Annotated in this window: 26 protein-coding genes; 17 read left to right on the forward strand and 9 right to left on the reverse strand. The window is 64.3% G+C overall.

Annotation, left to right across the window (positions count from 1 at the left end; all coding sequences use genetic code 11):
• Positions 1 to 53 precede the first annotated feature (53 nt).
• Positions 54 to 1,547 carry a peptide MFS transporter gene (locus tag AC3G2C_RS06980; RefSeq protein ID WP_488383906.1) on the forward strand — a complete coding sequence of 498 codons (1,494 nt, stop codon included), beginning with the start codon at positions 54 to 56 and terminating at the stop codon, positions 1,545 to 1,547.
• Positions 1,548 to 1,607: 60 nt separating this feature from the next.
• Here AC3G2C_RS06980 and AC3G2C_RS06985 read toward each other — a convergent pair whose 3' ends face one another.
• Positions 1,608 to 2,096, reverse strand: coding sequence for a MarR family winged helix-turn-helix transcriptional regulator (locus tag AC3G2C_RS06985; RefSeq protein WP_488383907.1), 489 nt, complete (start codon positions 2,094 to 2,096; stop codon positions 1,608 to 1,610).
• Between the two features lie 79 nt (positions 2,097 to 2,175).
• Here AC3G2C_RS06985 and hppD point away from each other — a divergent pair, with 79 nt between their 5' ends.
• Positions 2,176 to 3,273 (forward strand): 4-hydroxyphenylpyruvate dioxygenase, encoded by a 1,098-nt coding sequence (hppD, locus tag AC3G2C_RS06990; protein ID WP_488383908.1) that lies wholly within the window; start codon positions 2,176 to 2,178, stop codon positions 3,271 to 3,273.
• A 49-nt stretch (positions 3,274 to 3,322) separates the two neighbouring features.
• Here hppD and AC3G2C_RS06995 read toward each other — a convergent pair whose 3' ends face one another.
• A complete protein-coding gene (locus AC3G2C_RS06995) occupies positions 3,323 to 3,718 on the reverse strand; it encodes a DUF5362 domain-containing protein (RefSeq protein WP_488383909.1) in 396 nt (131 codons plus the stop codon).
• A gap of 106 nt (positions 3,719 to 3,824) precedes the next feature.
• Between AC3G2C_RS06995 and hmgA the strand changes: the two genes are divergently transcribed.
• The 4 genes from hmgA (at position 3,825) to tpx (ending at position 8,260) form a co-directional block, all read left to right on the forward strand.
• On the forward strand, positions 3,825 to 5,123 hold the full coding sequence (gene hmgA / locus AC3G2C_RS07000) for a homogentisate 1,2-dioxygenase (protein ID WP_488383910.1): 1,299 nt from the start codon (positions 3,825 to 3,827) through the stop codon (positions 5,121 to 5,123).
• A gap of 63 nt (positions 5,124 to 5,186) precedes the next feature.
• Entirely contained in the window at positions 5,187 to 6,173 is a 987-nt protein-coding gene (locus AC3G2C_RS07005; protein WP_488383911.1) for a fumarylacetoacetate hydrolase family protein, read from the forward strand.
• Positions 6,174 to 6,286: 113 nt separating this feature from the next.
• A complete protein-coding gene (gene hemN, locus AC3G2C_RS07010) occupies positions 6,287 to 7,684 on the forward strand; it encodes an oxygen-independent coproporphyrinogen III oxidase (RefSeq protein ID WP_488383912.1) in 1,398 nt (465 codons plus the stop codon).
• Between the two features lie 75 nt (positions 7,685 to 7,759).
• Positions 7,760 to 8,260, forward strand: coding sequence for a thiol peroxidase (gene tpx / locus AC3G2C_RS07015; protein WP_488383913.1), 501 nt, complete (start codon positions 7,760 to 7,762; stop codon positions 8,258 to 8,260).
• A 230-nt stretch (positions 8,261 to 8,490) separates the two neighbouring features.
• On the opposite strand, the gene azu is transcribed toward tpx, so the two are convergent.
• Together azu and gap are read right to left on the reverse strand one after the other, a co-directional pair.
• Positions 8,491 to 8,940: an azurin gene (azu, locus tag AC3G2C_RS07020; protein ID WP_488383914.1), complete on the reverse strand. Its 450-nt coding sequence runs from the start codon at positions 8,938 to 8,940 to the stop codon at positions 8,491 to 8,493.
• A 186-nt stretch (positions 8,941 to 9,126) separates the two neighbouring features.
• Positions 9,127 to 10,140, reverse strand: a complete 1,014-nt coding sequence (gene gap, locus AC3G2C_RS07025; protein WP_488383915.1) for a type I glyceraldehyde-3-phosphate dehydrogenase — start codon at positions 10,138 to 10,140, stop codon at positions 9,127 to 9,129.
• 191 nt (positions 10,141 to 10,331) lie between these two features.
• On the opposite strand from gap, the gene AC3G2C_RS07030 reads away from it, so the two are divergent.
• The 5 genes from AC3G2C_RS07030 to AC3G2C_RS07050 all read left to right on the forward strand — a co-directional run bounded on the left by AC3G2C_RS07030 (position 10,332) and on the right by AC3G2C_RS07050 (position 15,271).
• Positions 10,332 to 10,802 (forward strand): OsmC family protein, encoded by a 471-nt coding sequence (locus tag AC3G2C_RS07030; RefSeq protein WP_488383916.1) that lies wholly within the window; start codon positions 10,332 to 10,334, stop codon positions 10,800 to 10,802.
• A gap of 76 nt (positions 10,803 to 10,878) precedes the next feature.
• On the forward strand, positions 10,879 to 11,688 hold the full coding sequence (locus AC3G2C_RS07035) for a S1/P1 nuclease (protein WP_488383917.1): 810 nt from the start codon (positions 10,879 to 10,881) through the stop codon (positions 11,686 to 11,688).
• A 405-nt stretch (positions 11,689 to 12,093) separates the two neighbouring features.
• The gene (pyk, locus tag AC3G2C_RS07040; RefSeq protein ID WP_488383918.1) at positions 12,094 to 13,566 is read left to right on the forward strand and encodes a pyruvate kinase; all 1,473 of its coding nucleotides are present in this window, start codon (positions 12,094 to 12,096) and stop codon (positions 13,564 to 13,566) included.
• Positions 13,567 to 13,646: 80 nt separating this feature from the next.
• Positions 13,647 to 14,096, forward strand: coding sequence for an energy transducer TonB (locus AC3G2C_RS07045; protein ID WP_488383919.1), 450 nt, complete (start codon positions 13,647 to 13,649; stop codon positions 14,094 to 14,096).
• Positions 14,097 to 14,263: 167 nt separating this feature from the next.
• On the forward strand, positions 14,264 to 15,271 hold the full coding sequence (locus AC3G2C_RS07050; protein WP_488383920.1) for a class I fructose-bisphosphate aldolase: 1,008 nt from the start codon (positions 14,264 to 14,266) through the stop codon (positions 15,269 to 15,271).
• Between the two features lie 77 nt (positions 15,272 to 15,348).
• Here AC3G2C_RS07050 and AC3G2C_RS07055 read toward each other — a convergent pair whose 3' ends face one another.
• Entirely contained in the window at positions 15,349 to 15,954 is a 606-nt protein-coding gene (locus tag AC3G2C_RS07055) for an outer membrane beta-barrel protein (RefSeq protein WP_488383921.1), read from the reverse strand.
• A 267-nt stretch (positions 15,955 to 16,221) separates the two neighbouring features.
• Between AC3G2C_RS07055 and tkt the strand changes: the two genes are divergently transcribed.
• On the forward strand, positions 16,222 to 18,225 hold the full coding sequence (gene tkt / locus AC3G2C_RS07060; protein ID WP_488383922.1) for a transketolase: 2,004 nt from the start codon (positions 16,222 to 16,224) through the stop codon (positions 18,223 to 18,225).
• Positions 18,226 to 18,436: 211 nt separating this feature from the next.
• Positions 18,437 to 19,453, forward strand: coding sequence for an alpha/beta hydrolase (locus tag AC3G2C_RS07065; RefSeq protein WP_488383923.1), 1,017 nt, complete (start codon positions 18,437 to 18,439; stop codon positions 19,451 to 19,453).
• A gap of 48 nt (positions 19,454 to 19,501) precedes the next feature.
• Here the strand turns inward: AC3G2C_RS07065 and AC3G2C_RS07070 are convergent, their stop codons facing one another.
• Genes AC3G2C_RS07070 through AC3G2C_RS07080 form a run of 3 tightly spaced genes read right to left on the reverse strand, consistent with a single transcriptional unit; the run spans position 19,502 to position 22,244 of the window.
• Positions 19,502 to 20,377 carry a LysR family transcriptional regulator gene (locus tag AC3G2C_RS07070; protein ID WP_488383924.1) on the reverse strand — a complete coding sequence of 292 codons (876 nt, stop codon included), beginning with the start codon at positions 20,375 to 20,377 and terminating at the stop codon, positions 19,502 to 19,504.
• 56 nt (positions 20,378 to 20,433) lie between these two features.
• A complete protein-coding gene (locus AC3G2C_RS07075) occupies positions 20,434 to 21,066 on the reverse strand; it encodes an HAD hydrolase-like protein (RefSeq protein WP_488383925.1) in 633 nt (210 codons plus the stop codon).
• On the reverse strand, positions 21,066 to 22,244 hold the full coding sequence (locus tag AC3G2C_RS07080) for a phosphoglycerate kinase (RefSeq protein ID WP_488383926.1): 1,179 nt from the start codon (positions 22,242 to 22,244) through the stop codon (positions 21,066 to 21,068). The genes AC3G2C_RS07075 and AC3G2C_RS07080 overlap by 1 nt, the downstream gene beginning before the upstream one ends.
• A gap of 136 nt (positions 22,245 to 22,380) precedes the next feature.
• Here AC3G2C_RS07080 and maiA point away from each other — a divergent pair, with 136 nt between their 5' ends.
• Complete coding sequence (maiA, locus tag AC3G2C_RS07085) at positions 22,381 to 23,046, forward strand: maleylacetoacetate isomerase (protein WP_488383927.1); 666 nt, start codon at positions 22,381 to 22,383, stop codon at positions 23,044 to 23,046.
• A gap of 7 nt (positions 23,047 to 23,053) precedes the next feature.
• Entirely contained in the window at positions 23,054 to 23,434 is a 381-nt protein-coding gene (locus AC3G2C_RS07090; RefSeq protein WP_488383928.1) for a hypothetical protein, read from the forward strand.
• A 7-nt stretch (positions 23,435 to 23,441) separates the two neighbouring features.
• On the opposite strand, the gene AC3G2C_RS07095 is transcribed toward AC3G2C_RS07090, so the two are convergent.
• Positions 23,442 to 24,557, reverse strand: a complete 1,116-nt coding sequence (locus AC3G2C_RS07095) for a PilT/PilU family type 4a pilus ATPase (protein WP_488383929.1) — start codon at positions 24,555 to 24,557, stop codon at positions 23,442 to 23,444.
• 83 nt (positions 24,558 to 24,640) lie between these two features.
• On the opposite strand from AC3G2C_RS07095, the gene AC3G2C_RS07100 reads away from it, so the two are divergent.
• Positions 24,641 to 25,228, forward strand: a complete 588-nt coding sequence (locus AC3G2C_RS07100) for a DUF4398 domain-containing protein (RefSeq protein WP_488383930.1) — start codon at positions 24,641 to 24,643, stop codon at positions 25,226 to 25,228.
• Positions 25,225 to 25,836 carry a hypothetical protein gene (locus tag AC3G2C_RS07105; protein WP_488383931.1) on the forward strand — a complete coding sequence of 204 codons (612 nt, stop codon included), beginning with the start codon at positions 25,225 to 25,227 and terminating at the stop codon, positions 25,834 to 25,836. The genes AC3G2C_RS07100 and AC3G2C_RS07105 overlap by 4 nt, the downstream gene beginning before the upstream one ends.
• Positions 25,837 to 25,856: the final 20 nt, after the last annotated feature.

Below are 25,856 nucleotides of genomic sequence, written 5' to 3' on the forward strand. Positions count from 1 at the left end.
GCAAGAATTTTCGATTGGCACGCAAGTGCCGAACCTGTAGCCAAGGGGAGCGCATGAGCGACACCACCACCACCGCCGCGGCGGTACCCGACTATCCGCAGACCATGGGGCATCCGCGCCCGCTGTGGATGCTTTTCATGACCGAATTCTGGGAACGCTTTGCGTTCTACGGCATCCGCTGGGCGCTGGTGCTGTACATCGTGTCCCAGTTCTTCGGCGGCGACGCCGCTGGTGAACAGCCGGCCGGTCGTACCTACGGCGCCTACCTGGCACTGGTCTATGCGGCGGCCATCTTCGGCGGCTACATCGCCGATCGCGTGCTGGGTTACCAGCGCTCCATCCTGCTGGGTGCGTTGGTAATGGCCGCGGGCCTGTTCGCCATCGCCATCCCCGAAAAGCACATCTTCGAGATGGGCCTGGCCACCATCATTGTGGGCAACGGCCTGTTCAAGCCCAATATCTCCACCATGGTGGGCAAGCTCTACGGGGTGAGCGACACCCGGCGGGACAGCGGCTTCACGATTTTCTACATGGGCATCAACCTGGGCGCGATGATTTCGCCGGTGCTCACCGAATGGCTGGCCAAGGCCGTGTTCGGCAGCAACAGCATGCCCAGCTACAAGTACGTGTTCTTCGCCTCGGGCGTGGGCATGCTGATCAGCCTGTTCTGGTTCTGGGTGGGCCGCCGCGGCCTCAAGGACGTGGGTCTGCCGCCCAAGGGCGGCGAAAGCCCGATGCGCGTGGTGTACGTGCTGGTGGGCATGTTGGCGGCCATTCCGCTGGTGTTCTCGCTGCTGGCAGCCGGCGCAGGCCTGTTGCAGTGGGTGCTGACCATCCTGTTCCTGGCCCTGGCCGCGCTGCTGCTGGTGGAGGGTTTCCGAGAGGGCAAGGTGCAGCGCGACCGCGTGATCGCCATGCTGATCATCTTTGCGTTCAACGTGCTGTTCTGGATGTTCTTCGAGCAGGCCGGCAGTTCCTTCACCTTCCTGGCCGACAAGATCGTCAATCGCCAGTTCGGTGGGTTTGAATTCCCCACCGCGTGGTTCCAGTCGGTTAACTCCATCGCCATCATCGCCCTGGCGCCGATCATTGCCTGGATCTGGGTGGCGATGAAGAGCCGCAACCCGTCCATCCCCCGCAAGTTCGGCCTGGGCCTGATCTTCAACGGTCTGGCCTTCCTGCTGCTGATGTTCGCGCTCTCCAGTCTGGTGAGCGAGCAGGGCAAAATTCCGTTCTGGACGCTGTTTATGGTCTACGTCATCCAGTCGGTGGGCGAGCTGTGCCTGTCGCCGATCGGCTTGTCGATGGTGACCAAGCTGGCTCCGTTGCGCCTGGTGGGCTTCGGCATGGGCGGCTGGTTCCTCTCCACCGGCATCGGCAACAACCTGTCGGGCATCTTTGCCGGCCACGTGAGTGGCGAGAGCGGCATGACGGTGCAGTCCGCGCTGTCGGGCTACACCTTCGGCTTCTGGTCGCTGATGGGGGCGGGCGCGTTGCTGTTCCTGATCGCGCCGCTGATCAACAAGCTGATGCACGGCGTGAAGTAAGCCTCCGCCAGGCATCGCTCAGCAAAACGGGGGCCTCGGCCCCCGTTTTCTTTGGCAGCGTCAGGGCTGCTGAATCGGTTGCAGTTTGTCCAGGATGCGGGCCAGCCAGGTGCGCTCCTCGTCGTCCAGCTTGGCCAGCAGTTCGCGTTCGTGGGCGCGGGCCATCGGCGCCACCACTTCGTGCACCGCCCAACCGGTTTCGCTCAGGCCCAACACCGAGCGGCGCTTGTCGCCATCGTGGGTGGCGCGGGTAACCCAGCCGGCCTCTACCAGCTTGGCCAGGGCGCGGCTTACTGCCACCTTGTCCATCAGCGTCCGCTCGGCCACCTCGCGCGCCGACAGCCCATCGAAGCGCGCCAGCACCGCCATCACGCGCCACTCCGTCATGCTCAGGTCGAACCGGCGCTGATAATCGTCGGCAATGGCCTGGCTGACCGCGTTGGAGAGGATGGACAGCCGGTAGGGCAGGAAATGCTCCAGCTCCAGCGGCGCGTGGTCGGGGTGGTGTTCATCGGGCACTGTTGCGACGCTCCTTGCAAATGGTTTCATGTGTAACTATAACGTTGGAATGATGAGGATGGTCGCACGCTTGGTGTGGCCATTGAGAACGGTCCACCAGGAGCTACCCATGAGCGCGCAGCCCAATCTTGGCATGCAGGTCACCACCTTCGAAAACCCCATGGGCATCAACGGCTTTGAGTTCGTTGAGTTTGCCGCTCCGGCCGGTCGCGGCCAGGAGCTGCATCGCCTGTTCCAGAGCATGGGCTTCACCGCCGTGCTCAAGCACAAGAGCCGCCCCATTACCGTGTACCGCCAGGGTGGGGTGAACTTGCTGATCAACGAAGATCCGGATTCCTACGCCGCCCAGTTTGCCCAAGCTCACGGCCCGTGCGCAGCCGGCTTTGCCATTCGCTTTGAGAAGGCGGCCGACGACGTGCGCAACACAGTGCTCGGCAACGGCGGCGAAGCGGTGAGCGAATTGGCCGAGCGCAGCAAGGCAGTGAATGCGCCGGCCGTGAAGGGTATTGGCGATTGCACGCTGTACCTGGTGGATCGCTACGGCGACAAGGGCGACATCTACGCCAGCGACTACGCGCCGATTCCGGGTGTCGACCAGCACCCGAAGGGTTTTGGCCTCACCTTCATCGACCACCTCACGCATAACCTCTACTTCGGCAACATGCAGAAGTGGTCCGATTACTACGAGCGGCTGTTCAACTTCCGCGAGATCCGCTACTTCGACATCAAGGGCGCCAAGACTGGCCTGGTGTCCAAGGCGATGACCGCGCCGGACGGCATTGTGCGCATTCCGCTCAATGAATCGAGCGATCCCAAGTCGCAGATCAACGAATACCTCGACGCTTACCACGGCGAAGGCATCCAGCACATTGCGCTGTTCACCGACAACATTTACGACACGGTGGAAGCCATGCGCGCGCAGGGCGTGGAGTTCCTCGACACGCCCGATACCTATTTCGACGTGATCGACCTGCGCATTCCCAATCATGGCGAAGACGTGCCGCGCCTGGCCAAGAACAAGATCCTGATCGACGCCGACCCGGAGACCAAGCAGCGCAAACTGCTGCAGATCTTCACCCAGAACAACATCGGCCCGATCTTTTTCGAGATCATCCAGCGCAAGGGCAACGAAGGTTTCGGCGAAGGCAACTTCCAGGCGCTGTTCGAGTCGATCGAGCGCGACCAGATGAAGCGCGGCGTGCTGTAAAGAACTGTCAGCGAAGGTCGCTACGGCGACCTTCGCTGCAACAGGGCATTTAGTGCGGGAAACCACCGTTTTTGAGCATGGTGGCGAACATCGCACCAAAGAAGCTGATGTACAGCACCGTGATCACGATGCCGACGATGTAAAGCACGCCCTGGATGACAAAGTAAGTGCGTAGCCTGGCCAATGCTTCCTTGAGGCCTTCGGCGTCGCCGCTGAGCTGGGCACGCTCGATGGCGGAGGCCGATTGCATCAGCAGCACGCCGATCCAGATCGGCAGCCAGGCGACAATGATGCCGACGAGCGTAAGCGCGGTGATGGCGCCCTGGATGATGAACATGACGCCGACGAACTTCATCCACCCCTTGCCCGAGGCAAGCGGCTGGCTGAGGTCTTTCACGGAAGGTGCGGCAGTGGCTTGGCCCAGCGAGGAGTACGAGTCGGTCATGAACAATCCTTGGTGGTCATTGCAGTAAACGAATGACGCCTCATCCTTTGGTATCGAGGCGGACCCATGGTCGTGAAAAAGAGTATCCGGATTGCGGGGAGTCTTCATGTCAACGAGCAAGCAGCAGTACCTGACCGGCTTCGCCAACGAATTCGCCACCGAGGCGATGCCCGGCGTGCTGCCCGAGGGGCAGAACTCGCCGCAGCAGGCGGCCCATGGCCTGTACGCCGAGCAGATCTCCGGTACCGCCTTTACCGCGCCGCGCCATAGCAACCGGCGCAGCTGGCTTTACCGCATCCGCCCGGCGGCCATGCACCAGCCTTTCCAGGCCATGCCGGAAGGGCGTTTCCACAACCGCTTCAACGAGGTGCCGGCCAACCCCAACCAGTTGCGCTGGGACCCGCTGCCACTCCCCAGCGCCCCCACCGATTTTGTCGATGGCCTGGTCACCATGGCCGGCAACGGCGGCCCCGGCGAGCAGTCGGGTGTGGGCATTCACCTGTATGCGGCCAATCGCTCCATGCAGGGGCGCTACTTCTACAACGCCGATGGCGAACTGCTGATCGTGCCGCAGCTGGGGCGCCTCAAGCTGGCGACCGAGTTCGGCGTGATCGAGCTGGAGCCGCTGGAAGTGGCGGTGATCCCGCGCGGCGTGCGCTTTCGCGTGGAACTGCTGGACGAGCAGGCCCGCGGCTACGTGGCCGAAAACTTCGGCGCGTTGCTGCGACTGCCTGACCTGGGCCCGATCGGTAGCAATGGCCTGGCCAACCCGCGCGATTTCCTCACGCCGGTGGCAGCCTATGAGGACGTGGAGGGTTCGTTCGAACTCATCGCCAAGTTCCAGGGCGGGCTGTGGCGCGCGGCCATCGGCCATTCGCCGCTGGATGTGGTGGGCTGGCACGGCAATTACGCGCCGTACAAGTACGACCTGCGCCGCTTCAACACCATCGGCTCGATCAGCTACGACCATCCGGACCCGAGCATTTTCCTGGTGCTGCACTCGCCCAGCGACGCGCCGGGCGTAAGCAACATGGATTTCGTGATCTTCCCGCCCCGCTGGCTGGTCGCGCAGCACACCTTCCGTCCGCCGTGGTTCCACCGCAACATCGCCAGCGAGTTCATGGGCCTGATCACCGGCGCCTATGACGCCAAGGCCGAGGGCTTCGTGCCTGGTGGCGCTTCGTTGCACAATTGCATGAGCGGCCACGGGCCGGATGCGGCGACCTACGAGAAGGCCTCCACCCGCGATCTGTCCCAGCCGGACGTGATCACGGGCACCATGGCTTTCATGTTCGAGACGCGTCGGGTGATCCACCCCACCAAGCAGGCGCTGGAAACACCGCAGCTGCAGGGCAACTATTACGAATGCTGGCAGGGCATCGCCAAGCATTTCACGGGCAAGTAAGCGGCACGCCGCTATCCACGTATGACACAGGCTGGCGCCCGCGCGCCGCTGACGGAGCAAAGTATGAAACTGGGTTCATTGAAGGAAGGCGGTCGCGACGGCACCCTCATCGTGGTCAGCCGCGATCTGGGCAAGGCGGTCAAGGCCACCGGCATCGCCCCCACGCTGCAGGCGGCGCTGGACGATTGGTCCAACGTGGCGCCGCGCCTCAACGCGCTGTCCGACGAGCTCAACGCCGGCACGGCCGCGGGCGCCTTCGCGCTGGACATGAGTGCGCTGGCGGCACCGCTGCCGCGCGCCTATGAGTTCGTGGATGGGAGTGCCTACCTGCCGCACGTGGAGCGCGTGCGTCGCGCCCGCGGCGCCGAGGTGCCCGAATCGTTCTATGTGGACCCGCTGATGTACCAGGCCACCAGCGCCGGGTTCCTGGGGCCGCGCGATCCGGTGGTGGTGCCCAGCGAAGACTACGGCATCGACCTGGAAGCGGAAGTGGTGGTGATCACCGACGACGTGCCGATGGCGGTGACGCCAGCACAGGCGGCAAGCCACATCCAGCTGGTGGGCCTGGTGAACGACGTGTCGCTGCGTGGCCTGATTCCCGCCGAGCTTGCCAAGGGCTTCGGCTTCCTGCAGTCCAAGCCGCGCTCGGCCTTGTCGCCCGTGTTCGTGACGCCTGACGAACTGGGCGACACCTGGCAGGACGACAAGCTGCACCTGCCCATGCGCACCTGGCTCAACGGCAAGTGGTTCGGTGAAGCGGAATGCGGCGTGGACATGCAGTTCAATTTCGCCCAGCTGGTGGCGCATGCCGCCAAGACGCGCCCGCTCACTGCCGGCACCATCGTCGGCTCGGGCACCATCGCCAACGAGGACACGGGCAAGGGCGCATCCTGCCTGGCCGAGCAGCGCACGGTGGAAACCCTGCGCGATGGCCAGCCGAGCACGCCGTTCATGAAGTTCGGCGACAGCTTGCGCATCGACGTGACCGATGCGCAGGGCGCGTCGATTTTCGGCGCCATCGAGCAGGCGATCGTACCGCTCAAGCGTTGAGTCTCGCGTCTGGGTGAATCAGCGACCGGCTTCGGCCGGTCGTTGCGTTTTTGTCGCAGTGAATTGACCGGCGTCAGCATGGCGGGTGGGGGCGCGGCGGGATACTCACGCGCATGCGCACGCCAAACCTCGTTCCCGAGTTCGACCCCGCCCTCATCGCCCGTTACGACGTAGCCGGGCCCCGTTACACCAGTTACCCCACGGCGCCGCAGTTCCATACCGGCTTCGACGAAGTGGCGCTGCGCGAGGTCATCGCCGGCTCCAACATGGACGACACGCCGCGGCCGCTGTCGCTGTACCTACATGTGCCGTTCTGCTTCAGCCCGTGCTTCTATTGCGGTTGCACGCGCATCATCACGCGCGATCGCCGCAAGGCCGACGATTATCTGGATTACCTGGAACGCGAAGTCGCCCTGATCGGCCCATTGTTCGATCGCGACCGTCCGCTGCGCCAGTTGCACCTGGGTGGCGGCACGCCGAATTTCCTCGATGCCGGGCAGATGACGCGACTGGTCAACGCACTTTCGCGCCACTTTGACTATCGACGCGACGGCGAGCGCGAGTACGGCATCGAGATCGATCCGCGCTACGCCGACGCTGACTACGTACGCACGCTGGGTGCGCTGGGCTTCAATCGCATCTCGGTAGGCATCCAGGATTTCGACCCGGCCGTGCAGCAGGCCGTCAATCGCATCCAGAGTGTCGCGCAGACGCGCGAGGTGCTCACGGCGGCGCGGGAGGCGGGCTTTGGTTCGGCCAGCGTGGATCTCATCTATGGCTTGCCGCGACAGACGCTCGATGGCTTCGAGCGCACGCTGGAGGAAGTGATAGCGTTGGCACCCGATCGCGTGGCCGTTTACGGCTATGCGCACCTGCCCAATCTGTTCAAGGCGCAACGCCAGATCGAAAGCGGCGACCTGCCCGATGCCTCCACCCGGCTGGCCTTGTTCGGCGCCGCTTTCCGCGCGCTGGGCGAGGCGGGTTATGTCTACGTGGGCATGGATCACTTTGCGCGTGCCGACGACGAGTTGGTGAAGGCGCAGCAGGCCGGCACCTTGCAACGCAATTTCCAGGGCTATTCCACGCACGGCGATTGCGACATCGTTGGGCTGGGCGTGAGCGCCATCAGCCGCATCGGGCGCAGCTACAGCCAGAATGCGCGCGACATCATGGGGTACCAGGCCGCGCTGGACGCCGGCCGCCTGCCGGTGGCACGGGGCATGCGCCTCAGCCACGACGACGTGATACGCCGGGCCTTGATCGGCGAGCTGATGTGCCATGGCGAACTGGACATGCACGGTTTTGGCCTTCGGCACCAACTGGATTTCGCCAACACCTTCGCCAGTGAGCTGGCGCGCTTGGCAGTGCACGCGGAGGATGGCCTGGTAGAGATGGACGCGCGCATGATCCGCGTAACGCCGCGCGGGCGGCTGCTGCTGCGCAACGTGGCCATGTGCTTTGATGCCTATCTGGCGCATGAAACGCCGGCGCGGTATTCGCGCACCATTTGAGGGCGGTCGGGCAGGGCGTCGTCAGCGTGGGTAGTGGCGTGTTCTACTAATGGGCCCCATCCAACGAGGTGTCCCATGTCCCAGGTTACGCTCAAGGGCCAGCCGGTCCAGGTCGACGGTCATTTCCCCGCCAAGGGCGAGCACGCGCCCGCCTTGTCGCTGGTCGGCAAGGATTTGGCCGATGTCACGCTCGGCAACTTTGCCGGCAAGCGCAAGGTGCTCAACATTTTCCCCAGCGTCGATACGCCGACCTGCGCTACGTCGGTGCGCCGCTTCAACGAAAAGGCCAGCCAGCTCGACAACGCCGTGGTGCTGTGCATTTCCGCCGACCTGCCGTTTGCGCAGGCGCGCTTTTGCGGCGCCGAGGGCCTGAGCAATGTGGTCACGCTGTCCACCCTGCGCGGCCATGACTTCCTGAAGAACTACGGTGTCGCGATCGCCTCCGGTCCGCTGGCGGGTCTGGCCGCGCGCGCGGTGGTGGTGCTGGATGCCAACGACCAGGTCGTCTACAGCGAAATGGTCGGCGAGATCGCGCACGAGCCCAACTACGACGCCGCGCTCGCCGCGCTGGCTTGAGTCGCTGCTCGTTAGTCGATAAAAAGGCCGGATCGCTCCGGCCTTTTTTTATGGGGCGTAGGTCGGTTCGCAAGCGGATGCGAGCGATGGCCAGAACGACGGGAGTTCATGCGTTGCGCACTGTCAGTGCATTACCCTGTTTTAGCGACGCCCCGCGTTATGGATGCCGTGGCATGGCACCGCTCATCGCTGAAGCGCGTCGCGTCTTCTCCCCTCCAAGATTGGGCGACTTACTTGCCGAGCGTTAGCGTGCCTTTCATCAACGAAGCATGCCCAGGGAAGGTGCAGAAGTAGGCATAGCTTTCGCCGGCCTTGAGCTTGGCGACGGGCACCACCACCGTATCCGACTCGCCACCGCCGATCAGCTTGGTGTGTGCGATCACGCGGGTGTCGTCGGGCTTGATGTAATCCTGTGCGGGGCCAGCCTTCATGCCATCGGCGAGGATGCCAGCCTCATCGCTGGCGTGGCCCAGTACCCAGTTGTGGCCCATCGAGGCCTTGGGCAGCTTGCCGGTGTGCTTGAGCGTTACGCTGAACTGCTTGCAGGTCTTGGGTACCTCGATGCTCTTTTGGTTGTACTGCATCGCATCGTTGCCCTCGATGGTGGCGGAGCAGTCGGCGGCCCACAGGGGCATGGCGCAGCAGCCGAGCAGGGCGAGGGCGAACATCTGGCGGATCATCGGGGCGCTCCATCGTGATAGGTGAGTGCGCGAACGATGAGGGCGGGGCTGTCGTGCCGGACTGATCTGGATCAAGCGGGCGGACTCTTTCCGCGTGGGCGCGACGGTGTGTCGCAGAGGCATGGCGGCGGCAACAAAAAAAGCCGGGCATGTGCCCGGCTTTTTTCTTGCGCAAAAGCGCAACGCTTACTTGGCAGCCATCAGGGCGATGGTCATGTCCAGCATGCGGTTGGAGAAGCCCCACTCGTTGTCGTACCACGACAGCACCTTCACCAGGGTGCCTTCCATGACGCGCGTCTGCGTGGCGTCATAGGTGGACGAGGCCGGGTTGTGGTTGAAGTCGATCGACACCAGCGGCTGCGTGTTGACGGCGAGGATGCCCTTGAGCGCGCCGTTGGCAGCTTCGTTGATCACCGCGTCGATTTCTTCCTTGCTGGTCGGGCGAGCGGCGTCGAAGGTCAGGTCGACCACCGACACGTTGATGGTCGGCACGCGCATGGCGAAACCGTCCAGCTTGCCGTTGAGCTCCGGCAGCACCAGGCCCACCGCGGCGGCGGCGCCGGTCTTGGTCGGGATCTGGCTCATCGTGGCCGAACGGGCGCGACGCAGGTCCGAGTGATAGACGTCGGTCAGCACCTGGTCGTTGGTGTAGGCATGGATGGTGGTCATCAGGCCACGCTGGATGCCGATCTTCTCGTGCAGCACCTTGGCCAGCGGCGCCAGGCAGTTGGTGGTGCACGATGCGTTGGAGATCACTTCCAGCTTGGAGGTGAGCTTGTCGTGGTTCACGCCGTAGACGAAGGTGCCGTCCACGTCCTTGTCGCCCGGTGCCGAGATGATCACCTTCTTGGCGCCGGCGGCAATGTGCGCGCTGGCCTTGGCCTTGGAGGTGAAGAGGCCGGTGCATTCCAGCACCACGTCCACGCCCAGGGCGCCCCACGGCAGCTTCGACGGGTCACGTTCGGCGCACACCTTGATGCGGTCGCCGTTGACGATCAGGTCGCCGCCTTCCACCGACACGGTGCCCGGGAATTTACCGTGGGCGGTGTCGTACTGGGTCAGGTGGGCGTTGGTCTCGGCGTTGCCGAGGTCATTGATCGCAACGATCTGGATTTCGTTGGTGCGACCGGCTTCGTACAGTGCACGAAGAATGTTGCGGCCGATGCGACCGTAACCGTTGATGGCGACCTTGATGGCCATGGGACAGCGTCCTCCTGGATGAGGTGACGAAAGGGGCGGCTGTGGGACCGCCGTAAAACCGTCATTTTAGCCTGAACCGGGCCATCGGCTCACCTTGCGTAAGGCGTTACCCGCATGGGGCTGTTCAGGGAGGCGCGGACGCGTTCAAATCGGCGTTTTCGGGCCCCAAGGCCCTTGCCAAGGAACGTGCCGTGAGCGATGCAGAGCAGACCGTTGAAATCAGCCTGGAAGAGGTGGCCGACTACGAGTTCAAGGTGCGCTTCGATGGCACCGCCATCCCCGACCTGACCACCGACGAAACCCCGCCGCTGGGGCAGAACGCCGGCCCCAACCCGTCACGCTTGATGGCAGCGGCTGTGGCCAACTGCCTGAGCGCCAGCCTGCTGTTCGCTCTGCGCAAGTACAAGAACACGCCCGGGCCGCTCGGCGCCAAGGCCAAAGCCACGCTAACGCGCAATGAGACGGGCCGCTGGCGCATCACTCATATCGGGGTGGATCTGCAACTGGCCGACAAGGCTGAGCTGCTTCAGCACTTGGATCGCGTGCTGGCCCAGTTCGAGGATTTCTGCATCGTGACGCAGAGCGTGCGCCATGGCATTGCCGTGGATGTGCGCGTGAGCGACGGCGATGGCCAGTCGCTGACGGTGCCCAACGTCGGCTGAGTCGTGCCACTGGCGGCAAGCTGTCACCAAGCTGTGGCAGACTCGCCGGTTTGACTGCATAGAGAAGTGCCGCGCCATGTCTGTATCGCGCCGTTGTGCCGCCGTCGTTTTTCTTGGGTTCGCCCTGGTTCCCGCCGTGCATGCGTGGGGAGGGTTGGGTCACAGCATCGTGGCCGACCTGGCGCAGCGTCACCTGAGCCCGGCGGCCGAGGCCGAAGTGGAGCGCCTGCTCGCGCCCGAGCACACCAAGTCGCTGGCCGACATTGCCAGCTGGCCGGATGAGATTCGCAACGACCCGGCGCAGGATGCACTGTGGAAGCAGACGCGCGCGCTGCACTATGTGGACTTCACCGCGGGCGACTGCAATTACACGCCGCCGCGCGACTGCAAGGACGGCCAGTGCGTGGTCGAGGGCATCGATCATTACGTCAAGGTGCTGGGCGACAAGTCCCAGCCGGATGCGGCGCGCCTGGAGGCGCTGAAGTTCGTGGTGCATTTCATCGGCGATGAGCACCAGCCGCTCCACGGCGGCTCGCGCGATGACAAGGGCGGCAATGCCTACCAGGTGCAATTCAACGGCAAGGGCACCAACCTACACAGCGTGTGGGATTCGGGGCTGCTCAAGACGCGCGGCCTGGAATGGAAGGCGTATGCCGATGAGCTGGAGTCGCGCGGCACGGTGACTCTGCCGCCGCCCATCGCTCCGTTCGACAACGCCTATGCGCAGTGGGCGGAAGAGTCCTGCCAGATCTCGCGCGACATCTATCCCGACGGTCACAAGATCGACCAGGCCTACGTGGACCATGAGCTGCCGGTTGCCGAGCTGCGCCTGCGCGAGGCCGGTCGTCGCCTGGCTGAGGTGCTCAACCTCACGCTGGCGCGCTGACGCTCGCGTTCAAGCGCGTGACGAAAGGCGATCCACGGCGACGTGGGTCGCCTTTTCTTTTGGACGGCCGTATCCATTCGGTGACGCATTTGATGCAGTGCGTCATGTCGTGAGGAAGCCCTCAGAACCTGTTCGTGGCTGCCTGGTGAGGGTTTCACTAACGCCTGGTGGCTGGTGTCGGAGTGGATCGTATTTTGGTGGTCGATGACACCAGTCCATCGCCATACCAGCGCGCGAACAACAGACCAGTGCATGTCACCGAACCGCATATGTGTGTCTATGCGTAATACCAGTGCTTGTGCTGGTGCCCAGGCCAGAAGCAGTCCAGTTTCAGAGGCTGGATCGAGGCAAAAAAACTGTTCCAAACCCTCTGGCGCGATCGTTCAGTTCTGCTAGTTTGGAACTATGACTACCGAGAATCCGTTGCGCCGCACCAAAATTGTTGCCACCCTCGGCCCCGCCACTGACGTGCCGGGCATGCTCGAGAAAATCATCGCCGAAGGCGTGGATGTGGTTCGCTTGAACCTATCGCACGGCCAGCCCGACGATCACCGTGCACGCGCCCTCGCCGTGCGTGATGTGGCCGTCAAGCTGGGGCGTGAGGTGGGTGTACTCGCTGACCTGCAAGGTCCGAAGATTCGCGTAGAGCGTTTCGCCAATGGTCCCGTGGAGCTTCGTGTGGGCGATAGCTTCGTGTTGGACTGCAGCCCCGGCGCACCGCTGGGCGACGCCTCCCGCGTGGGTGTGAGCTATTACGGCTTGCCCAACGACGTGGTGGCTGGCGACGTGCTGTTGCTCGATGACGGCCTGGTAGCGTTGACGGTCGAGGCCGTGGTTGGCGCTGAGGTGCGGTGCCGCGTGTTGATCGGTGGTCGCCTATCCGACCGCAAGGGTCTGAACCGGCAAGGTGGTGGTCTCTCCGTGTCGGCGCTCTCGGACAAGGACCGCGCCGACATCAAGCTTGCCGCGGAAATTGGCGCAGACTTCCTGGCGGTGTCCTTCGTTCGTTCGGCGGCCGACATGAACGAGGCTCGCCGCCTGCTGGAAGAGGCCGGCGGCAAAGCCTCGCTGGTGGCCAAGATCGAACGCGCCGACGCCATTCCGGTGTTGGGTGAAATCATCGATGCCTCCGACGTGGTGATGGTGGCGCGCGGCGACCTGGGCGTGGAGATCGGCGATGCCGAGCTGCCGGGCCTGCAGAAGAAGATCATCCGCGAGTCGGTGCAGCGCAATCGCGCCGTGATCACCGCTACGCAGATGCTGCAATCGATGGTGCGCTCGCCCATTCCGACTCGCGCGGAAGTGATGGACGTAGCCAACGCCGTGATCGATGGCACCGACGCCGTGATGTTGTCGGAGGAGTCGGCTGCCGGCGCGCATCCGGACAAGGCTGTGGCGGCGCTGCGCCGCATCTGCCTGGGCGCCGAACGCCAGTTCGAGCCCAAGGAAGACGCCAACGCCTCTGGCCATCACCTGGACCGCACCGACCAGGCCATTGCTCTTGCGGCCATGTTGCTGGCCAGCCAGTTGGGCGTGCGTGCCATCGTGGCGCTCACCGAATCGGGCGCCACGGCGCAGTGGTTGTCGCGTTACCGCAGTGCGGTGCCCATCTACGCACTGTCGCCATTTGACGATGCGCGCCGACGCATGTCGGTCTTCCGTGACGTGCATGCGGTGAAGTTCACCCACATGTCGCAAACCACGGCCGGTTCGGCCCGCGATGCCGTGCGCCAGTTGTTCGAGCAGGGCACGCTGGCGGAAGGCGACCGCGTGGTGCTGACCCATGGCGATCATATCGGCCAGGGCGGGGGCACCAATACGCTCAAGCTACTGTCGGTGGGCGCGCAAGGTGTGGTGGAGTGTCTGCGCGATCTGTAAGCGTGGAGTTGACGTCGGCCGGGTCTCCCTTGGGGCTAGAATCCGGCCGACATCCCCATCCATGCGCAGGAGGTAGTTTCATGAACATGAAGTCGCGACGCGGTATCCAGGCCCTATGGCTGGCCTTGGCCACCATCGCCAGTGCACCGCTGCTGGCCCAATCCCAGGCGCGCATGGTGGGCCCCGAACACATCCAGGCCTACTGGATCATGCTCAACACCAAGGTGGATGCCGATGTTCCCAACAGCGGCCGTAACATGGACAAGCCTGGCTGCGTAGCGGTCAGTTACTTGATCGGTTCGGATGGCGTGCCGCAGGGTGTGACCGTGCGCAAGGTGGTGCCGCAGAGCGACCTGGATGCCGTGGCCAAGAGCGTGGTGGGCAATTTCCGTTATGGTCCGGCCCTGAAGAATGCTACCCACGAGCCGGTGTCCACCTATTTCATCGTACCGTTCAACCTGCCGGCCGACGCGGCCCAGAGGCAGTCCATCATCAACGCCTGCAAGCTACCCGGTTACGACCAGGCTTGAGGCTGGCCGGCGTCTCGCGCGGGGCGCCAGCCCCCAGATAGTGCCGTTCAGGGCCCCTCCGGACCCTGCGCGGCCTTATGGCCTATAATCGCCGCCTTTGAGTCTACCCCGCCCCCTGGGCGGCATTACCTTGTGCGGCCCACACCGCCTAAGTATCCGGAGTTGTCATGAGCATCGAAGATCTCGAAAGCGTCGCACTCGCGATGGTCGCGCCCGGCAAGGGCATCATCGCCATCGACGAATCGACCAACACCATCAAGAAGCGTTTCGAGGCCGTTGGCATCGAGAACACCGAAGAGAACCGCCGCGCCTACCGTGAGCTGCTGCTCACCGCGCCGGGCCTCAACGAGCACATCTCCGGCGCGATCCTGTACGACGAAACCATTCGTCAGTCGACCAAGGACGGCGTGCCGTTCACCCAAGTGATGAAGAAGAACGGCATCATCCCGGGCATCAAGGTCGACAAGGGTCCGGTGCCGCTGGCTGGTTTTCCGGGCGACGTGGTCACCGAAGGTCTCGACGGCCTGCGTGAGCGCCTGCAGGAATACGCCAAGCTGGGTGCCCAGTTCGCCAAGTGGCGCGCGGTGATCAACATCTCCGAAGACAACCCGTCCTCCACTGCCATCGAAGCCAACTGCCACGCGCTGGCCCGCTATGGTGCGCTGTGCCAGGAAGCCGGCCTTGTGCCGATGGTCGAGCCGGAAGTGATCATGGACGGCGACCACAGCATCGAAGTCAGCTACGAAGTGCACGAAGCCGTGCTGCGTAGCCTGTTCAACGCGCTGTACGAGCAGAACGTGATGCTGGAAGGCACCATCCTGAAGGTCAGCATGGTCATCCCGGGCAAGGATGCGGACGAGCAGGCCGAAGTCGATGAAGTGGCCGAGGCGACCGTGCGCGTGCTCAAGACCACCGTGCCGGCGACCCTGCCGGGCATCGTGTTCCTCTCGGGCGGCCAGACCGACGAGCAGTCCACCGCGCACCTCAATGCCATGAACCGCATGGGTCCGCACCCGTGGCCGCTGAGCTTCTCCTACGGTCGCGCCATGCAGCAGGCCGCGCTCAAGCTGTGGGCCAAGGACATGAAGGCGAACTACGCCGACGCCCAGAAGACCGTGCTGGCGCGCGCCAAGGACAACGGCCTGGCTGCGCTGGGTCAGTGGAACGCTAAGTAAGCTGCGTTTTCACTTGAGCTGTAAAGAAAACGGGCGCCTTGCGGCGCCCGTTTTTTGTTGCCCGGTTCCCGAGACGATCAGAAGCGGTATTCCGCGCTGACGCTGTACAGGTCGGTCGGCAGGTGGATGTTCTTGCTGCTGTCGGTGCCCTGGTAGTAGTCGTAGTTCAGACCCAGGCTCCACTTCGGGGTGATGTTGTAGCCCACGCCCGCACCAGCGTAGTACTGGGTGCTGTTGAAGCGGACGAATTCCGGGTTGAACTTGTCGTTGGTCAGGCCCTGGCCCTTGGCAAAGAAGGCACCGCCACGCACTTCACCGTACCAGCTGGGACTGAAGTTGTAGCGCAGGTCGAGGCCGGCGGTCGCGCCCTGCAGCTTGGACTGCGAGTTGTTGCCGCTGTAGTTCTGGGTGTACAGACCGCGCGCATCCGGGCGGCCCAGGTAGACATAACCCACTTCGGCGCCGAGCGAGGTCTCGGGGTTGATCGCAAAGCGATAGCCACCCTTCACGCCGCCAGCGAAATCGCCGTTGTCATAGGGACCCTTCTGCACATGGCCGTAACCGGCATTGGCACCGACGTACCAGCCCTGCTGGGCGGTCTGGTTGGCGTCCTGCGCGAAAGCAGCGGGGACGGCCATAACACCAGCGGTGGCAAGGGCAATAGCAAGAATGGACTTCTTCATGGGGTATTCCTCTTCGTCTTATTGGGTCAGACCGGGATGCCGGGGGTTCGGTCATCGTCGGCCCGAGCACTGCTCGTGACGGTGCTGACTGTTAGATGGGGAGACCCGGGAAGAGTTTCAATACTCGTTAGTCCATTATTAAGGCTTGGTTAATCCTTCACATGTGTCCTATCGGATGCCAGCATGGGGGAGGCGGCAGGGGACAGGGGACAGGGGATCGGCGACAATAACGGTTTTTATCGCCGCCTTTCCCGGAGACCTCCCCAGATGACCACCCGCCGCGAACTCGCCAACGCCGTGCGCGCCCTTGCCATGGACGCCGTGGAACAGGCCAACTCCGGCCACCCGGGCATGCCCATGGGCATGGCGGACATTGCCGAAGTGCTGTGGAACGACTTCCTGAGGCACAACCCGACCAACCCCAAGTGGTTCAACCGCGATCGTTTCGTGCTGTCCAATGGCCACGGCTCGATGCTGCAGTACGCGCTGCTGCACCTGACCGGCTACGACCTGCCGATGGACCAGCTGAAGAAGTTCCGCCAGTTGCACTCCAAGACCGCCGGCCATCCGGAAGCCAGCGAAACCCCAGGCGTGGAAACCACCACGGGTCCGCTGGGCCAGGGTCTGGCTAATGCGGTGGGTTTTGCACTGGCGGAGAAGGTGCTGGCCGATCACTTCAATCGCCCCGGCCACGCCGTGGTCGACCATCACACCTATGTGTTCCTGGGCGATGGTTGCCTGATGGAAGGCATCTCGCACGAAGTCGCCTCGCTGGCCGGCACCTGGAAGCTCGGCAAGCTGGTGGCGCTGTATGACGACAACGGCATCTCCATCGACGGCGAGGTGCATGGCTGGTTCACCGACAACACGCCGGAGCGCTTTGAGTCGTACGGCTGGAAGGTGATCCGCGGCGTGGACGGCCACGATGCGGAGGCCATCAAGAAGGCCATCGCCGAGGCGACCAGCCAGGCCGAACAGCCCACGCTGATCTGCTGCCGCACCATCATCGGCTTCGGCGCACCGCACAAGCAGGGCAAGGAAGAGAGCCACGGCGCCGCGCTGGGCAAGGCCGAAGTCGCCGCCACGCGCGATGCGCTGGACTGGCGTTGCGCCCCGTTCGAGATTCCAGCCGAGATCTATGCCGGTTGGGATCACAAGAAGGTCGGCGCCGAGCGCGAGGCCGCCTGGCACGACGCAGTGGCCAAGTACACCGCCGCCTTCCCGGAACTGGCCGCCGAGTTCAACCGTCGTGTCGCGGGTGAACTGCCGGCCGACTGGGCCGCCAAGTCGCAGGCGTACGTGGAAAAGATGCAGGCCGACGGCCCGGAAGTGGCCTCCCGCAAGGCCTCGCAGATGGCTATCGAAGCCTTCGCGCCACTGCTGCCAGAATTGATCGGCGGCTCGGCCGACCTGGCCGGCTCCAACCTCACCAAGTGGAAGGGCAGCGTGGACGCCGGCAACGGCCACGAGGCCAACGGCAACTACCTGTACTACGGCGTGCGCGAGTTCGGCATGAGCGCCATCGCCAATGGCCTGGCGCTGCACGGCGGTTTCATTCCGTACGACGCCACCTTCCTGGTGTTCTCCGACTACGCGCGCAATGCGGTACGCATGAGCGCGCTGATTCCGGCGCACGCCATCCACGTGTACACCCACGACTCGATCGGCCTGGGCGAAGACGGCCCGACCCACCAGCCGGTGGAGCACCTGGCCTCGCTGCGCTACATCCCGAACAATCAGGTGTGGCGCCCGTGCGACGCGGTGGAAACCGCCGTGTCCTGGAAGCTGGCCGTCGAGCGCAAGGGCAACCCGGCGTGCCTGGTGTTCTCGCGTCAGAACCTCAAGCACCAGCAGCGCAGCGCACAGCAGGTGGCGGACATCGCGCGTGGTGGCTACGTGCTGTCCGATCCGCAGGACACCAAGTTCAAGGCCATCCTGATCGCCACCGGCTCCGAAGTGGAGTTGGCGATGGAAGCGGCCCGCACGCTGGCGCAGCAGGGCGTGCCGGTGCGCGTGGTGTCCATGCCGTGCACCGAGCTGTTCGATGCGCAGCCGGTGGAGTATCGCGAAGCGATCCTGCCGGGCTGGTGCCGCGCGCGCGTGGCGGTGGAAGCGGCCACGGCGGATTTCTGGCGTAAGTACGTGGGCCTGGATGGTGAGGTGGTCGGCATGACCACCTTCGGTGCCTCCGCCCCGGCCGGCAAGCTGTTCGAGCAGTTCGGCTTTACCGTGCCGCACGTGGTGGATGCGGTGAAGCGTGTGATCGGCTGATCTCGTCGCTCGCTTGAAGTCTGGGAAAAGCCGCGGCCAGCCGCGGCTTTTCTTTTTAACCTGCTGTTTAAAAGCGTTTTTCCGCTGTTGCGCATAAGCTAACAGCTGTTGAGAAATCGGAAATTCCGTAGGTGAGCGTGGGTTCCTAGAGTGCGCACCAATCCCGGAGCAAGAGTCGCTTTGGGTGCCCACTCATTCCAAGGAATTCGCCATGAACACGCTCAAGACCGTTATTGCCGTTGCCGCCATCGCCTTTGCCGCACAGGCCAGCGCGGGGCAACTGGAACCCTCGACCCAGGCCTTTGTGAATGCGCTTGCCGCCAAGGGTGGCCAGCCGATCTATAAGCTGCCGGTGCCCCAGGCTCGCCAGGTGCTGGAGGATGCACAGTCGGGCGACGTGGCGAAATTGCCAGTGGACAAGCAGGAGCTCACCTTCAGCGATGCCAAGGCTGGGCAGGTGTCGATCACCATCATTCGCCCCCGTGGTGTCACCGGCGAGTTGCCGGCGGTGCTGTACATCCACGGTGCCGGCTGGGTGCTGGGCAGCGAAAACACCCATGACCGTTTGGTACGCCAACTGGCGACCGGTTCGCGCGCTGCCGTGGTCTTCGTGAACTATTCGCGCGCACCGGAAGCCAAATTTCCTGTGCAGGACGAACAGGCATATGCCGCCGCCGAGTGGATCGTTGCGCACGGCAAGGAACATGGCATCGACGGCAGCAACGTGGCCATTGCCGGCGACAGCGTTGGCGGCAACATGACGGCGGCGGTGACGCTGATGAGCAAGCAGCGCGGCGGCCCCAAGTTCGTCTACCAGGTGCTGTTCTACCCTGTGACCGACGCCAACTTCGACAACGGCTCGTATCGTCAATTCGCCCATGGCCCGTGGCTGACGCTGCCGGCGATGAAGTGGTTCTGGAATGCGTACGTGCCCAACGAGGCCGAGCGCAAGAACCCCTTGGTCACGCCGCTGAATGCATCGCTGGAGCAGCTGAAGGGATTGCCGCCGGCCCTGGTGATTACTGATGAAAACGACGTGCTGCGCGATGAAGGCGAGGCCTATGCCCACAAGCTGATGGATGCAGGTGTCGACGTCACGGCGACGCGTTACCTGGGCACCATCCACGATTTCGTGATGCTCGATGCGCTGGCGGATACGCCGGCGGCGAAGGCGGCCGTGGATCAGGCGAACGCCAAGCTGCACGCCGCCCTGTATCCCGCAAAGTAACCACGAATCGCCAATACGGCTCGATGACGGCGCCCCATCGGGGCGCCGTCAGTTCCAGTTCCAGTCGGCGGCGAACGACGCGAACTCGGCGGCAGCGGCGTTGAGCGGTTTGTCTGCCGCGTAAACCAGGCTTACTTCCCGCTCGATTGCGTGATCGCTGAAAGGGCGCAATTGAATGCCGGGCATCAAGGGTGAGTATTCGGGCACGAAGGAAATGCCGAAGCCACCAGCGACCATGGTCTGGATCCAGTCCTCGCGTTCGCTGCGAAAAGCAATGGGCAGCTCCATGCCGAGCTGACGCACTTCGTTGAGCCAGTAGCCCTGGTACTCGCAGCTTTCGCGAAAGAGATGCGGTTCCTTCGACGCCTCGGCGAGCGGAATGCTCTCACGCTCGTTGAACGGGTGCCCCACTGGCACTGCGATGCGAAACGGCTCCCGATACAGCAGTTGCGTGGTGAAGCGCGCATCCGTCTGCTCGGGAAAGGCCATCACGGCAAGGTCCAGCGAACCATTGAGCAGCTGCGCGGTGAGGTCGTCCACGCCTTCGTCGGCCAGCTGGATCTGGCTTTGCGGATGGCGCAGGCGGAACTCGCCAAGAAAACCGAGGAATCGCGCAGGGCCGATGGTGCACATCACACCGATGCGCACCGGGGCCGCATCGGCATGCAGAAACTGCTTTCCGGCGGCGCGTGCCGCCGCCATGCCGTTGGCGATCTGCTCCAGGTGCGGGCGCATGAGGGTGCCGAACGAGGTGACTTGCACGCCATGTGTATCGCGCGCGAACAGCGGCGCGCCCAGCTCGTCTTCCAGCTTGCGCAGACCGCGCGACAGGGCCGGCGTGGTCACGAAGCATTGCGCGGCGGCGCGCGTGAAGTTCAGGTGGCGATAGACTGCCAGGGCATAGCGAATCTCGTGGGCTTCCATGGCGGGTACCTGGCGCGGATGCCCGATTGTAGCGGCGGATGCCGCTACAACCTGTATCAGGCAACGAGCAGCGCGCCCAGTTGCTCGGGCGTGGTGGCAAGCGCATGCGCACCGGCCTTTTCCAGCTCCTCGCGGCTGCCAAAGCCCCACAGCACGCCGATGCCGCGGACCTGGTTCGCCACAGCGCCATCGATGTCGAAATGACGATCGCCGATCATCACCGCGCGCTCGCGCGGCGCGCCGAAATCGGCGAGCGCGGCGGCGATCATGCTGGCCTTCTCGCTATGCGGGCTGGACGGATCGGGCCCGTACAGTCGGCTAAAGGCCTGGCCGAAGGGCAACTGCTCGATGATCGGGCGGGCGTGGCGCTCTGGCTTGCTGGTGAGCACGGCCAATTCATGACCAGCCGCCTTGAGTTGGCCGATCATGGTTTCGATGCCCGGGTACACCGAGTGCTCGCGCCAGCCGGTCACGTGGAAACGCTCGTGATACAGCTCAACCGCCTGCTCGATGCGATCGTGGTCGTGGTCCAGCAGCGGCGCAAAGCTGTGGCGCAGCGGTGGGCCGATCCAGTGGCGCATCTCGGTGGGGTGTTCCACGCCGAGCTGCGTCAGCGCATGGCGGACGCAGCCCAAGATGCCGATCTCCGAGTCGATCAGGGTGCCATCAAGGTCGAACAGGCAAAGCATTACTTGCCCGCTCGCGCCTTGAGGGCCGCCACGGCCGGGAGCTCCTTGCCTTCCAGGAATTCGAGGAAGGCACCACCGCCGGTGGAGATGTACGAAACATCCTTTTCGATGCCGTACTTGTCCACCGCGGCCAGGGTGTCGCCGCCACCAGCGATGGAGAACGCCGGCGAGGCGGCCACCGCGCGGGCCAGCGTTTCGGTGCCATGGCCGAAGGCGTCGAATTCGAACACGCCCACGGGGCCGTTCCACACCACGGTACCGGCCTTGGCGATCATCTCGGCGTAGCGGCGGGCGGTTGCGGGGCCGATGTCCAGGATCAGCTCGCCGTCCTTGACCTCATCCACCGCCTTGACCGTGGCGGGGGCGTGCGCGGAGAACTCCGGTGCGACCACCACGTCCACCGGCACCGGCACGTCGGCGTCGCGACGCTTGGCTTCGGCGATCACCTTCTTGGCGGCCGGGATGAGGTCCGGCTCGTACAGCGAGTTGCCGACCGAGTAGCCCATGGCAGCAATGAAGGTGTTGGCGATGCCGCCGCCCACGATGAGCTGATCCACCTTGCCGATCAGGTTCTCCAGCAGGGTGAGCTTGGTGGACACCTTGGAGCCGGCCACGATGGCTAGCAGCGGGCGGGCGGGGCTTTCCAGGGCCTTGCCCAGGGCGTCCAACTCGGCCGACAGCAGGGGGCCAGCGGCGGCAATCGGCGCGAACTTGATCACGCCATGGGTGGATGCCTGGGCGCGATGCGCGGTGCCGAAGGCGTCCATGACGAAGATGTCGCACAGCGCGGCGTACTTCTTGGAAAGCGCCTCGTCGTCCTTGCCTTCGCCCACGTTCATGCGGCAGTTCTCCAGCACGACGACCTCGCCATCGGCCACGTCGACGCCGCCGAGATAGTCAGCCACCAGGCGCACCGGCTGGCCCAGCTTGTCGCTCAGCCACTTGGCGACGGGCGCCAGCGAGGATTCGGCGTCGAACTGGCCTTCCTTCGGACGCCCCAGGTGCGACAACACCATGACCTTGGCGCCAGCGTCGCGCGCCGCCTTGAGCGTGGGCAGGGCCGCTTCCAGGCGCTGGGTGGAGGTGATGTGCCCGTTCTCGATCGGCACGTTCAGGTCTTCGCGGATCAGCACGCGCTTGCCGCGCAGATCAAGATCGCTCATGCGGGTGACGGACACGGTGCAACTCCTAGCTTGGGATTCGTGGAAGGGCGCCTTGCGGCGCGAACCCGTTATTGTCCCGCCCGGTCGGCAGCGATGCAAACCGCATGGCAGGTATCCTAGGCCGTTGCTATTTCCCCACGAGGACACGGCCATGGGCCAGGATCGGGTGTTGTACGGCTACTGGCGCTCCAGCGCCGCCTATCGCGTGCGCATTGCGCTGAACCTCAAGGGCCTGTCCTATGAGTCGCGTCCGGTGCACCTGGTAAACAACGGCGGTGAGCAGCACGCGCCCGAGTTCCAGGCGCTTAACCCGCAGGAGCTGGTGCCCTGTCTGGTGGAGAACGGACGGGTGTTGACCCAGTCCATGGCCATCATGGAGTACCTCGAAGACACCCACCCCGCGCCAGCCCTGCTGCCCGCCGACCCGGCCGGCCGTGCGCGGGTGCGTGCGCTGGCTCAGCTCGTAGCCTGCGACGTGCATCCGTTGGGCAATCTGCGGGTGTTGCAGTACCTCAGTACGCAGTTCGGCCTGGACGATGCCGCCAAGGGCGTGTGGTCGCGCCATTGGATCGGCGAGGGTCTGCGCGCGCTGGAGACCATGCTGGCTGGGCATGTGGACACCGGGCGCTTCTGCCATGGCGATGCGCCGACGCTGGCCGATGCCTGCCTGGTGCCACAGGTCTACAACGCCATCCGCTGGAAGCTGCCACTGGACGACTTTCCCACCATTCACCGCATTCACCAGGCGTGCGAGGCGCTGGAAGCCTTCCAGCGAGCCGCGCCGGAAGCGCAGGCCGACGCGCCCGCAACGGCCTGACTCTGGCATGGCAAGCGCATGGAAGCTGCCATGGCGTTGGCAAAAGGGTCGCCAGGGCACGGGATACGACAAGCTGCTGCTCGGCGGCCTGCTCTGGCCTATCCCATGTGACTGCTATCTGCTGCGATTTCCGCCGGGGACGGCCGTGCCCGCCCATACCGACCAGGTGGCACAGGGGCGGCACTACCGATTGAACATCATCCTGCGTCCTGCACGGCGGGGTGGGGAGTTCGTGTGCCAGCGGCCGATCCACGCCAGTCGGCGCATCAAGCTGTTCCGGCCCGATGTGGAAGAGCACAGCGTGACCCGCATCGAGGAGGGCACCCGCTGGGTGCTGAGCATCGGCTGGGTACGGGGCGCGCGGAGCAGTACACGCCCCGCCGCCTGACGCGTACTTAGAAGCCCAGGCCGTAAGGGTCGTTGCCGACCAGTTCGTTGTTTTCCGCGTTGCCGCCCTCGGTGAGGCGCACCTTGAGCGCCAGGCCGTCGCGGGAATCGGCCTTGTTGAGCGCTTCGTCCAGCTCCACGCGGCCTTCCTTGTACAGCCGGTACAGCGACTGGTCGAAGGTCTGCATGCCTTCCTGCAGGCTGCGGTCCATCGCTTCCTTGATGTCGTGCACCTGGCCGCGGCGGATCATGTCGCGGATCAGCGGCGTGTTGAGCAGCACCTCCACCGCCGGCAGGCGGCGCCCGTCCTTGCCCACCACCAGGCGCTGGCTGATCACCGCGCGCAGGTTGAGCGCCAGGTTCATCAGCACATTCTTGTGGGCCGATTCCGGGAAGAAGTTCAGGATGCGCTCCAACGTCTGGTCGGCGTTGTTCGAGTGCAGGGTGGCCAGACACAAATGGCCGGTTTCGGAGAAGGCAATGGCCGCCTCCATGGTGTCGGTGTCGCGGATCTCGCCAATCATGATCACGTCGGGCGCCTCGCGCATCGCGTTGCGCAGGGCTTCGTGATAGCTGTGCGTGTCCAGGCCCACTTCGCGCTGGTTGACGATCGACTTCTTGTGGCGATGCAGGTACTCGATCGGGTCCTCGATGGTGAGGATGTGGCCCGAAGAGTTCTGGTTGCGGTGATCGATCATCGCCGCCAGCGTGGTGGACTTGCCCGAACCGGTGGCGCCGACCACCAGGATCAGCCCGCGCGGTTCCATGATCAGCTCGCGGAAGATGCTGGGCAGCTGCAGCTGGTCGATGCTGGGAATTTCGCTCTTGATGGCACGGATGACCATGCCCACTTCGCCGCGCTGCTTGAACACGTTGATGCGGAAGCGCCCGGCCTCCTTCACCGCCAGGGCCATGTTCAGCTCCAGGTCGCGCTCGAACTGCGGTACCTGGCCCTCATCCATCAGCGAATAGGCGATCTTCTTGACCATGCCGCTCGGCAGGCCGGTGTTCCCCAGCGGGTAGAGTTTGCCCTCGACCTTGATGTTCACAGGGGCGCCCGTCGTCAGGAACATATCCGACGCGCCCTTGTCAACCATTAGCTTGAGGAAATAACCGATGTCCACTCGAATCCCCTAATTCCGTGCGCATTGCTAAAGTCGATTATGCCCGCCCACAATACGCTGCGACACTCCGAGAGGACTGAGTGATGGTGCACATCTTTACCCCACTGTCGGGCCGCCAAGCTGGCCTGCGCACGGTGGTTACAACCCTGACGCTGGCGATGACGCTGGCTTTGGCCGGCTGCGCCTCCACGCCGCCGCCGGACGGGCCCATGAATCAGGCGCAGATGCAACTGCGCGCGGCCCGTGATGCCGACGCGGCCGATTACGCCCCGGTGGACCTGGGCTTTGCCCAGAACAAGTTCATGCAGGCCCAGAACGCCATGGCCAACCGCAAGTACGACGACGCGGCCCTGCTGGCGGACGAGGCTCGCGCCGATGCCGAGCTCGCCCGCGCCAAGGCGCGCCTGGCGTCCGCGCGTGCACAGATCCAGAGCAAGACCGCTGCCAACCAGCAGTTGCGCGAGCAGATCGACCAGGCCCTGGCCACCGAGCAGCAGTCCCAGACGCAGGACAGCAGCCTGCCGGCCCAGCAGCCGACGAACGACATGCCTGCGCCGCCATCGTCGTCGCTCAACGAAGCCATCCCGCAGGGGCAGGGCTTCCAAACCATTCCGCAGAACAACGACCAGACCGTTCCCCAGTCGCACAATGACCAGGGAGGCAGCCCATGAAATCCGTAACCCTTCGCATTGCCGCCCTTTGCTTGGCCGTAGCCGCCGCCGGTGCCGTCCACGCCAAGGACGACATGGACGTGGCTCGTCTCACCAACAGCCTGGATCAGCTCTCCAGTGATCCGTCCCTGGGTGCATACGCGCAGGCTGAACAAGCGCGTGCCCGTGATGCCGTGAATCAGCTCGCCCAGGCGCGCTCTCGTGACCGCGCCCACGCGCTGTACATCGCCGAGCGTCGTGTGGATCTGGCCCGTGCCACGGCCCAGCTCCAGCAGGCTCAATTGCAGATCGGCAAGCTCGACCGCGAACACGACCAGATCCAACTGGATGGCAGCCGGCGCGAGGCCGAGCAGGCCCGTCGCGAGCTGGAACGTCAGCGCCTGCAGTACCAGATGGCGCAGGAGGAGTCCGCCCGCCAATTGGCAGCCGGCGCCGAAGCCGCCGCCCAGGCACAGGCCGAGGCCGATCAGGCCAAGAAGGTGGCTGCGGCACAGGCCAAGGTGGCCAATGCGGCCAAGAAGCAGGCGGATCTTGCTGCACAGGCGGCGCGCGCCCTGCGTGCCCAGATGCAGGACACCAACAGCGATACCAAGGACCAGGGCAAGTAGGCCGCCCGACGCCGCGCTGT

It is taken from the genome of Frateuria sp. sgz306004, assembly GCF_057750885.1.

What these genes read in the sequence shown, in the direction of transcription:
- AC3G2C_RS06980 (WP_488383906.1), top strand. Translation starts at nt 54, where the DNA reads ATGAGCGACACCACCACCACCGCCGCGGCGGTACCCGACTATCCGCAG.
- AC3G2C_RS06985 (WP_488383907.1), bottom strand. Translation starts at nt 2,096, where the DNA reads ATGAAACCATTTGCAAGGAGCGTCGCAACAGTGCCCGATGAACACCAC.
- hppD (WP_488383908.1), top strand. Translation starts at nt 2,176, where the DNA reads ATGAGCGCGCAGCCCAATCTTGGCATGCAGGTCACCACCTTCGAAAAC.
- AC3G2C_RS06995 (WP_488383909.1), bottom strand. Translation starts at nt 3,718, where the DNA reads ATGACCGACTCGTACTCCTCGCTGGGCCAAGCCACTGCCGCACCTTCC.
- hmgA (WP_488383910.1), top strand. Translation starts at nt 3,825, where the DNA reads ATGTCAACGAGCAAGCAGCAGTACCTGACCGGCTTCGCCAACGAATTC.
- AC3G2C_RS07005 (WP_488383911.1), top strand. Translation starts at nt 5,187, where the DNA reads ATGAAACTGGGTTCATTGAAGGAAGGCGGTCGCGACGGCACCCTCATC.
- hemN (WP_488383912.1), top strand. Translation starts at nt 6,287, where the DNA reads ATGCGCACGCCAAACCTCGTTCCCGAGTTCGACCCCGCCCTCATCGCC.
- tpx (WP_488383913.1), top strand. Translation starts at nt 7,760, where the DNA reads ATGTCCCAGGTTACGCTCAAGGGCCAGCCGGTCCAGGTCGACGGTCAT.
- azu (WP_488383914.1), bottom strand. Translation starts at nt 8,940, where the DNA reads ATGATCCGCCAGATGTTCGCCCTCGCCCTGCTCGGCTGCTGCGCCATG.
- gap (WP_488383915.1), bottom strand. Translation starts at nt 10,140, where the DNA reads ATGGCCATCAAGGTCGCCATCAACGGTTACGGTCGCATCGGCCGCAAC.
- AC3G2C_RS07035 (WP_488383917.1), top strand. Translation starts at nt 10,879, where the DNA reads ATGTCTGTATCGCGCCGTTGTGCCGCCGTCGTTTTTCTTGGGTTCGCC.
- pyk (WP_488383918.1), top strand. Translation starts at nt 12,094, where the DNA reads ATGACTACCGAGAATCCGTTGCGCCGCACCAAAATTGTTGCCACCCTC.
- AC3G2C_RS07045 (WP_488383919.1), top strand. Translation starts at nt 13,647, where the DNA reads ATGAACATGAAGTCGCGACGCGGTATCCAGGCCCTATGGCTGGCCTTG.
- AC3G2C_RS07050 (WP_488383920.1), top strand. Translation starts at nt 14,264, where the DNA reads ATGAGCATCGAAGATCTCGAAAGCGTCGCACTCGCGATGGTCGCGCCC.
- AC3G2C_RS07055 (WP_488383921.1), bottom strand. Translation starts at nt 15,954, where the DNA reads ATGAAGAAGTCCATTCTTGCTATTGCCCTTGCCACCGCTGGTGTTATG.
- tkt (WP_488383922.1), top strand. Translation starts at nt 16,222, where the DNA reads ATGACCACCCGCCGCGAACTCGCCAACGCCGTGCGCGCCCTTGCCATG.
- AC3G2C_RS07065 (WP_488383923.1), top strand. Translation starts at nt 18,437, where the DNA reads ATGAACACGCTCAAGACCGTTATTGCCGTTGCCGCCATCGCCTTTGCC.
- AC3G2C_RS07070 (WP_488383924.1), bottom strand. Translation starts at nt 20,377, where the DNA reads ATGGAAGCCCACGAGATTCGCTATGCCCTGGCAGTCTATCGCCACCTG.
- AC3G2C_RS07075 (WP_488383925.1), bottom strand. Translation starts at nt 21,066, where the DNA reads ATGCTTTGCCTGTTCGACCTTGATGGCACCCTGATCGACTCGGAGATC.
- maiA (WP_488383927.1), top strand. Translation starts at nt 22,381, where the DNA reads ATGGGCCAGGATCGGGTGTTGTACGGCTACTGGCGCTCCAGCGCCGCC.
- AC3G2C_RS07090 (WP_488383928.1), top strand. Translation starts at nt 23,054, where the DNA reads ATGGCAAGCGCATGGAAGCTGCCATGGCGTTGGCAAAAGGGTCGCCAG.
- AC3G2C_RS07100 (WP_488383930.1), top strand. Translation starts at nt 24,641, where the DNA reads ATGGTGCACATCTTTACCCCACTGTCGGGCCGCCAAGCTGGCCTGCGC.
- AC3G2C_RS07105 (WP_488383931.1), top strand. Translation starts at nt 25,225, where the DNA reads ATGAAATCCGTAACCCTTCGCATTGCCGCCCTTTGCTTGGCCGTAGCC.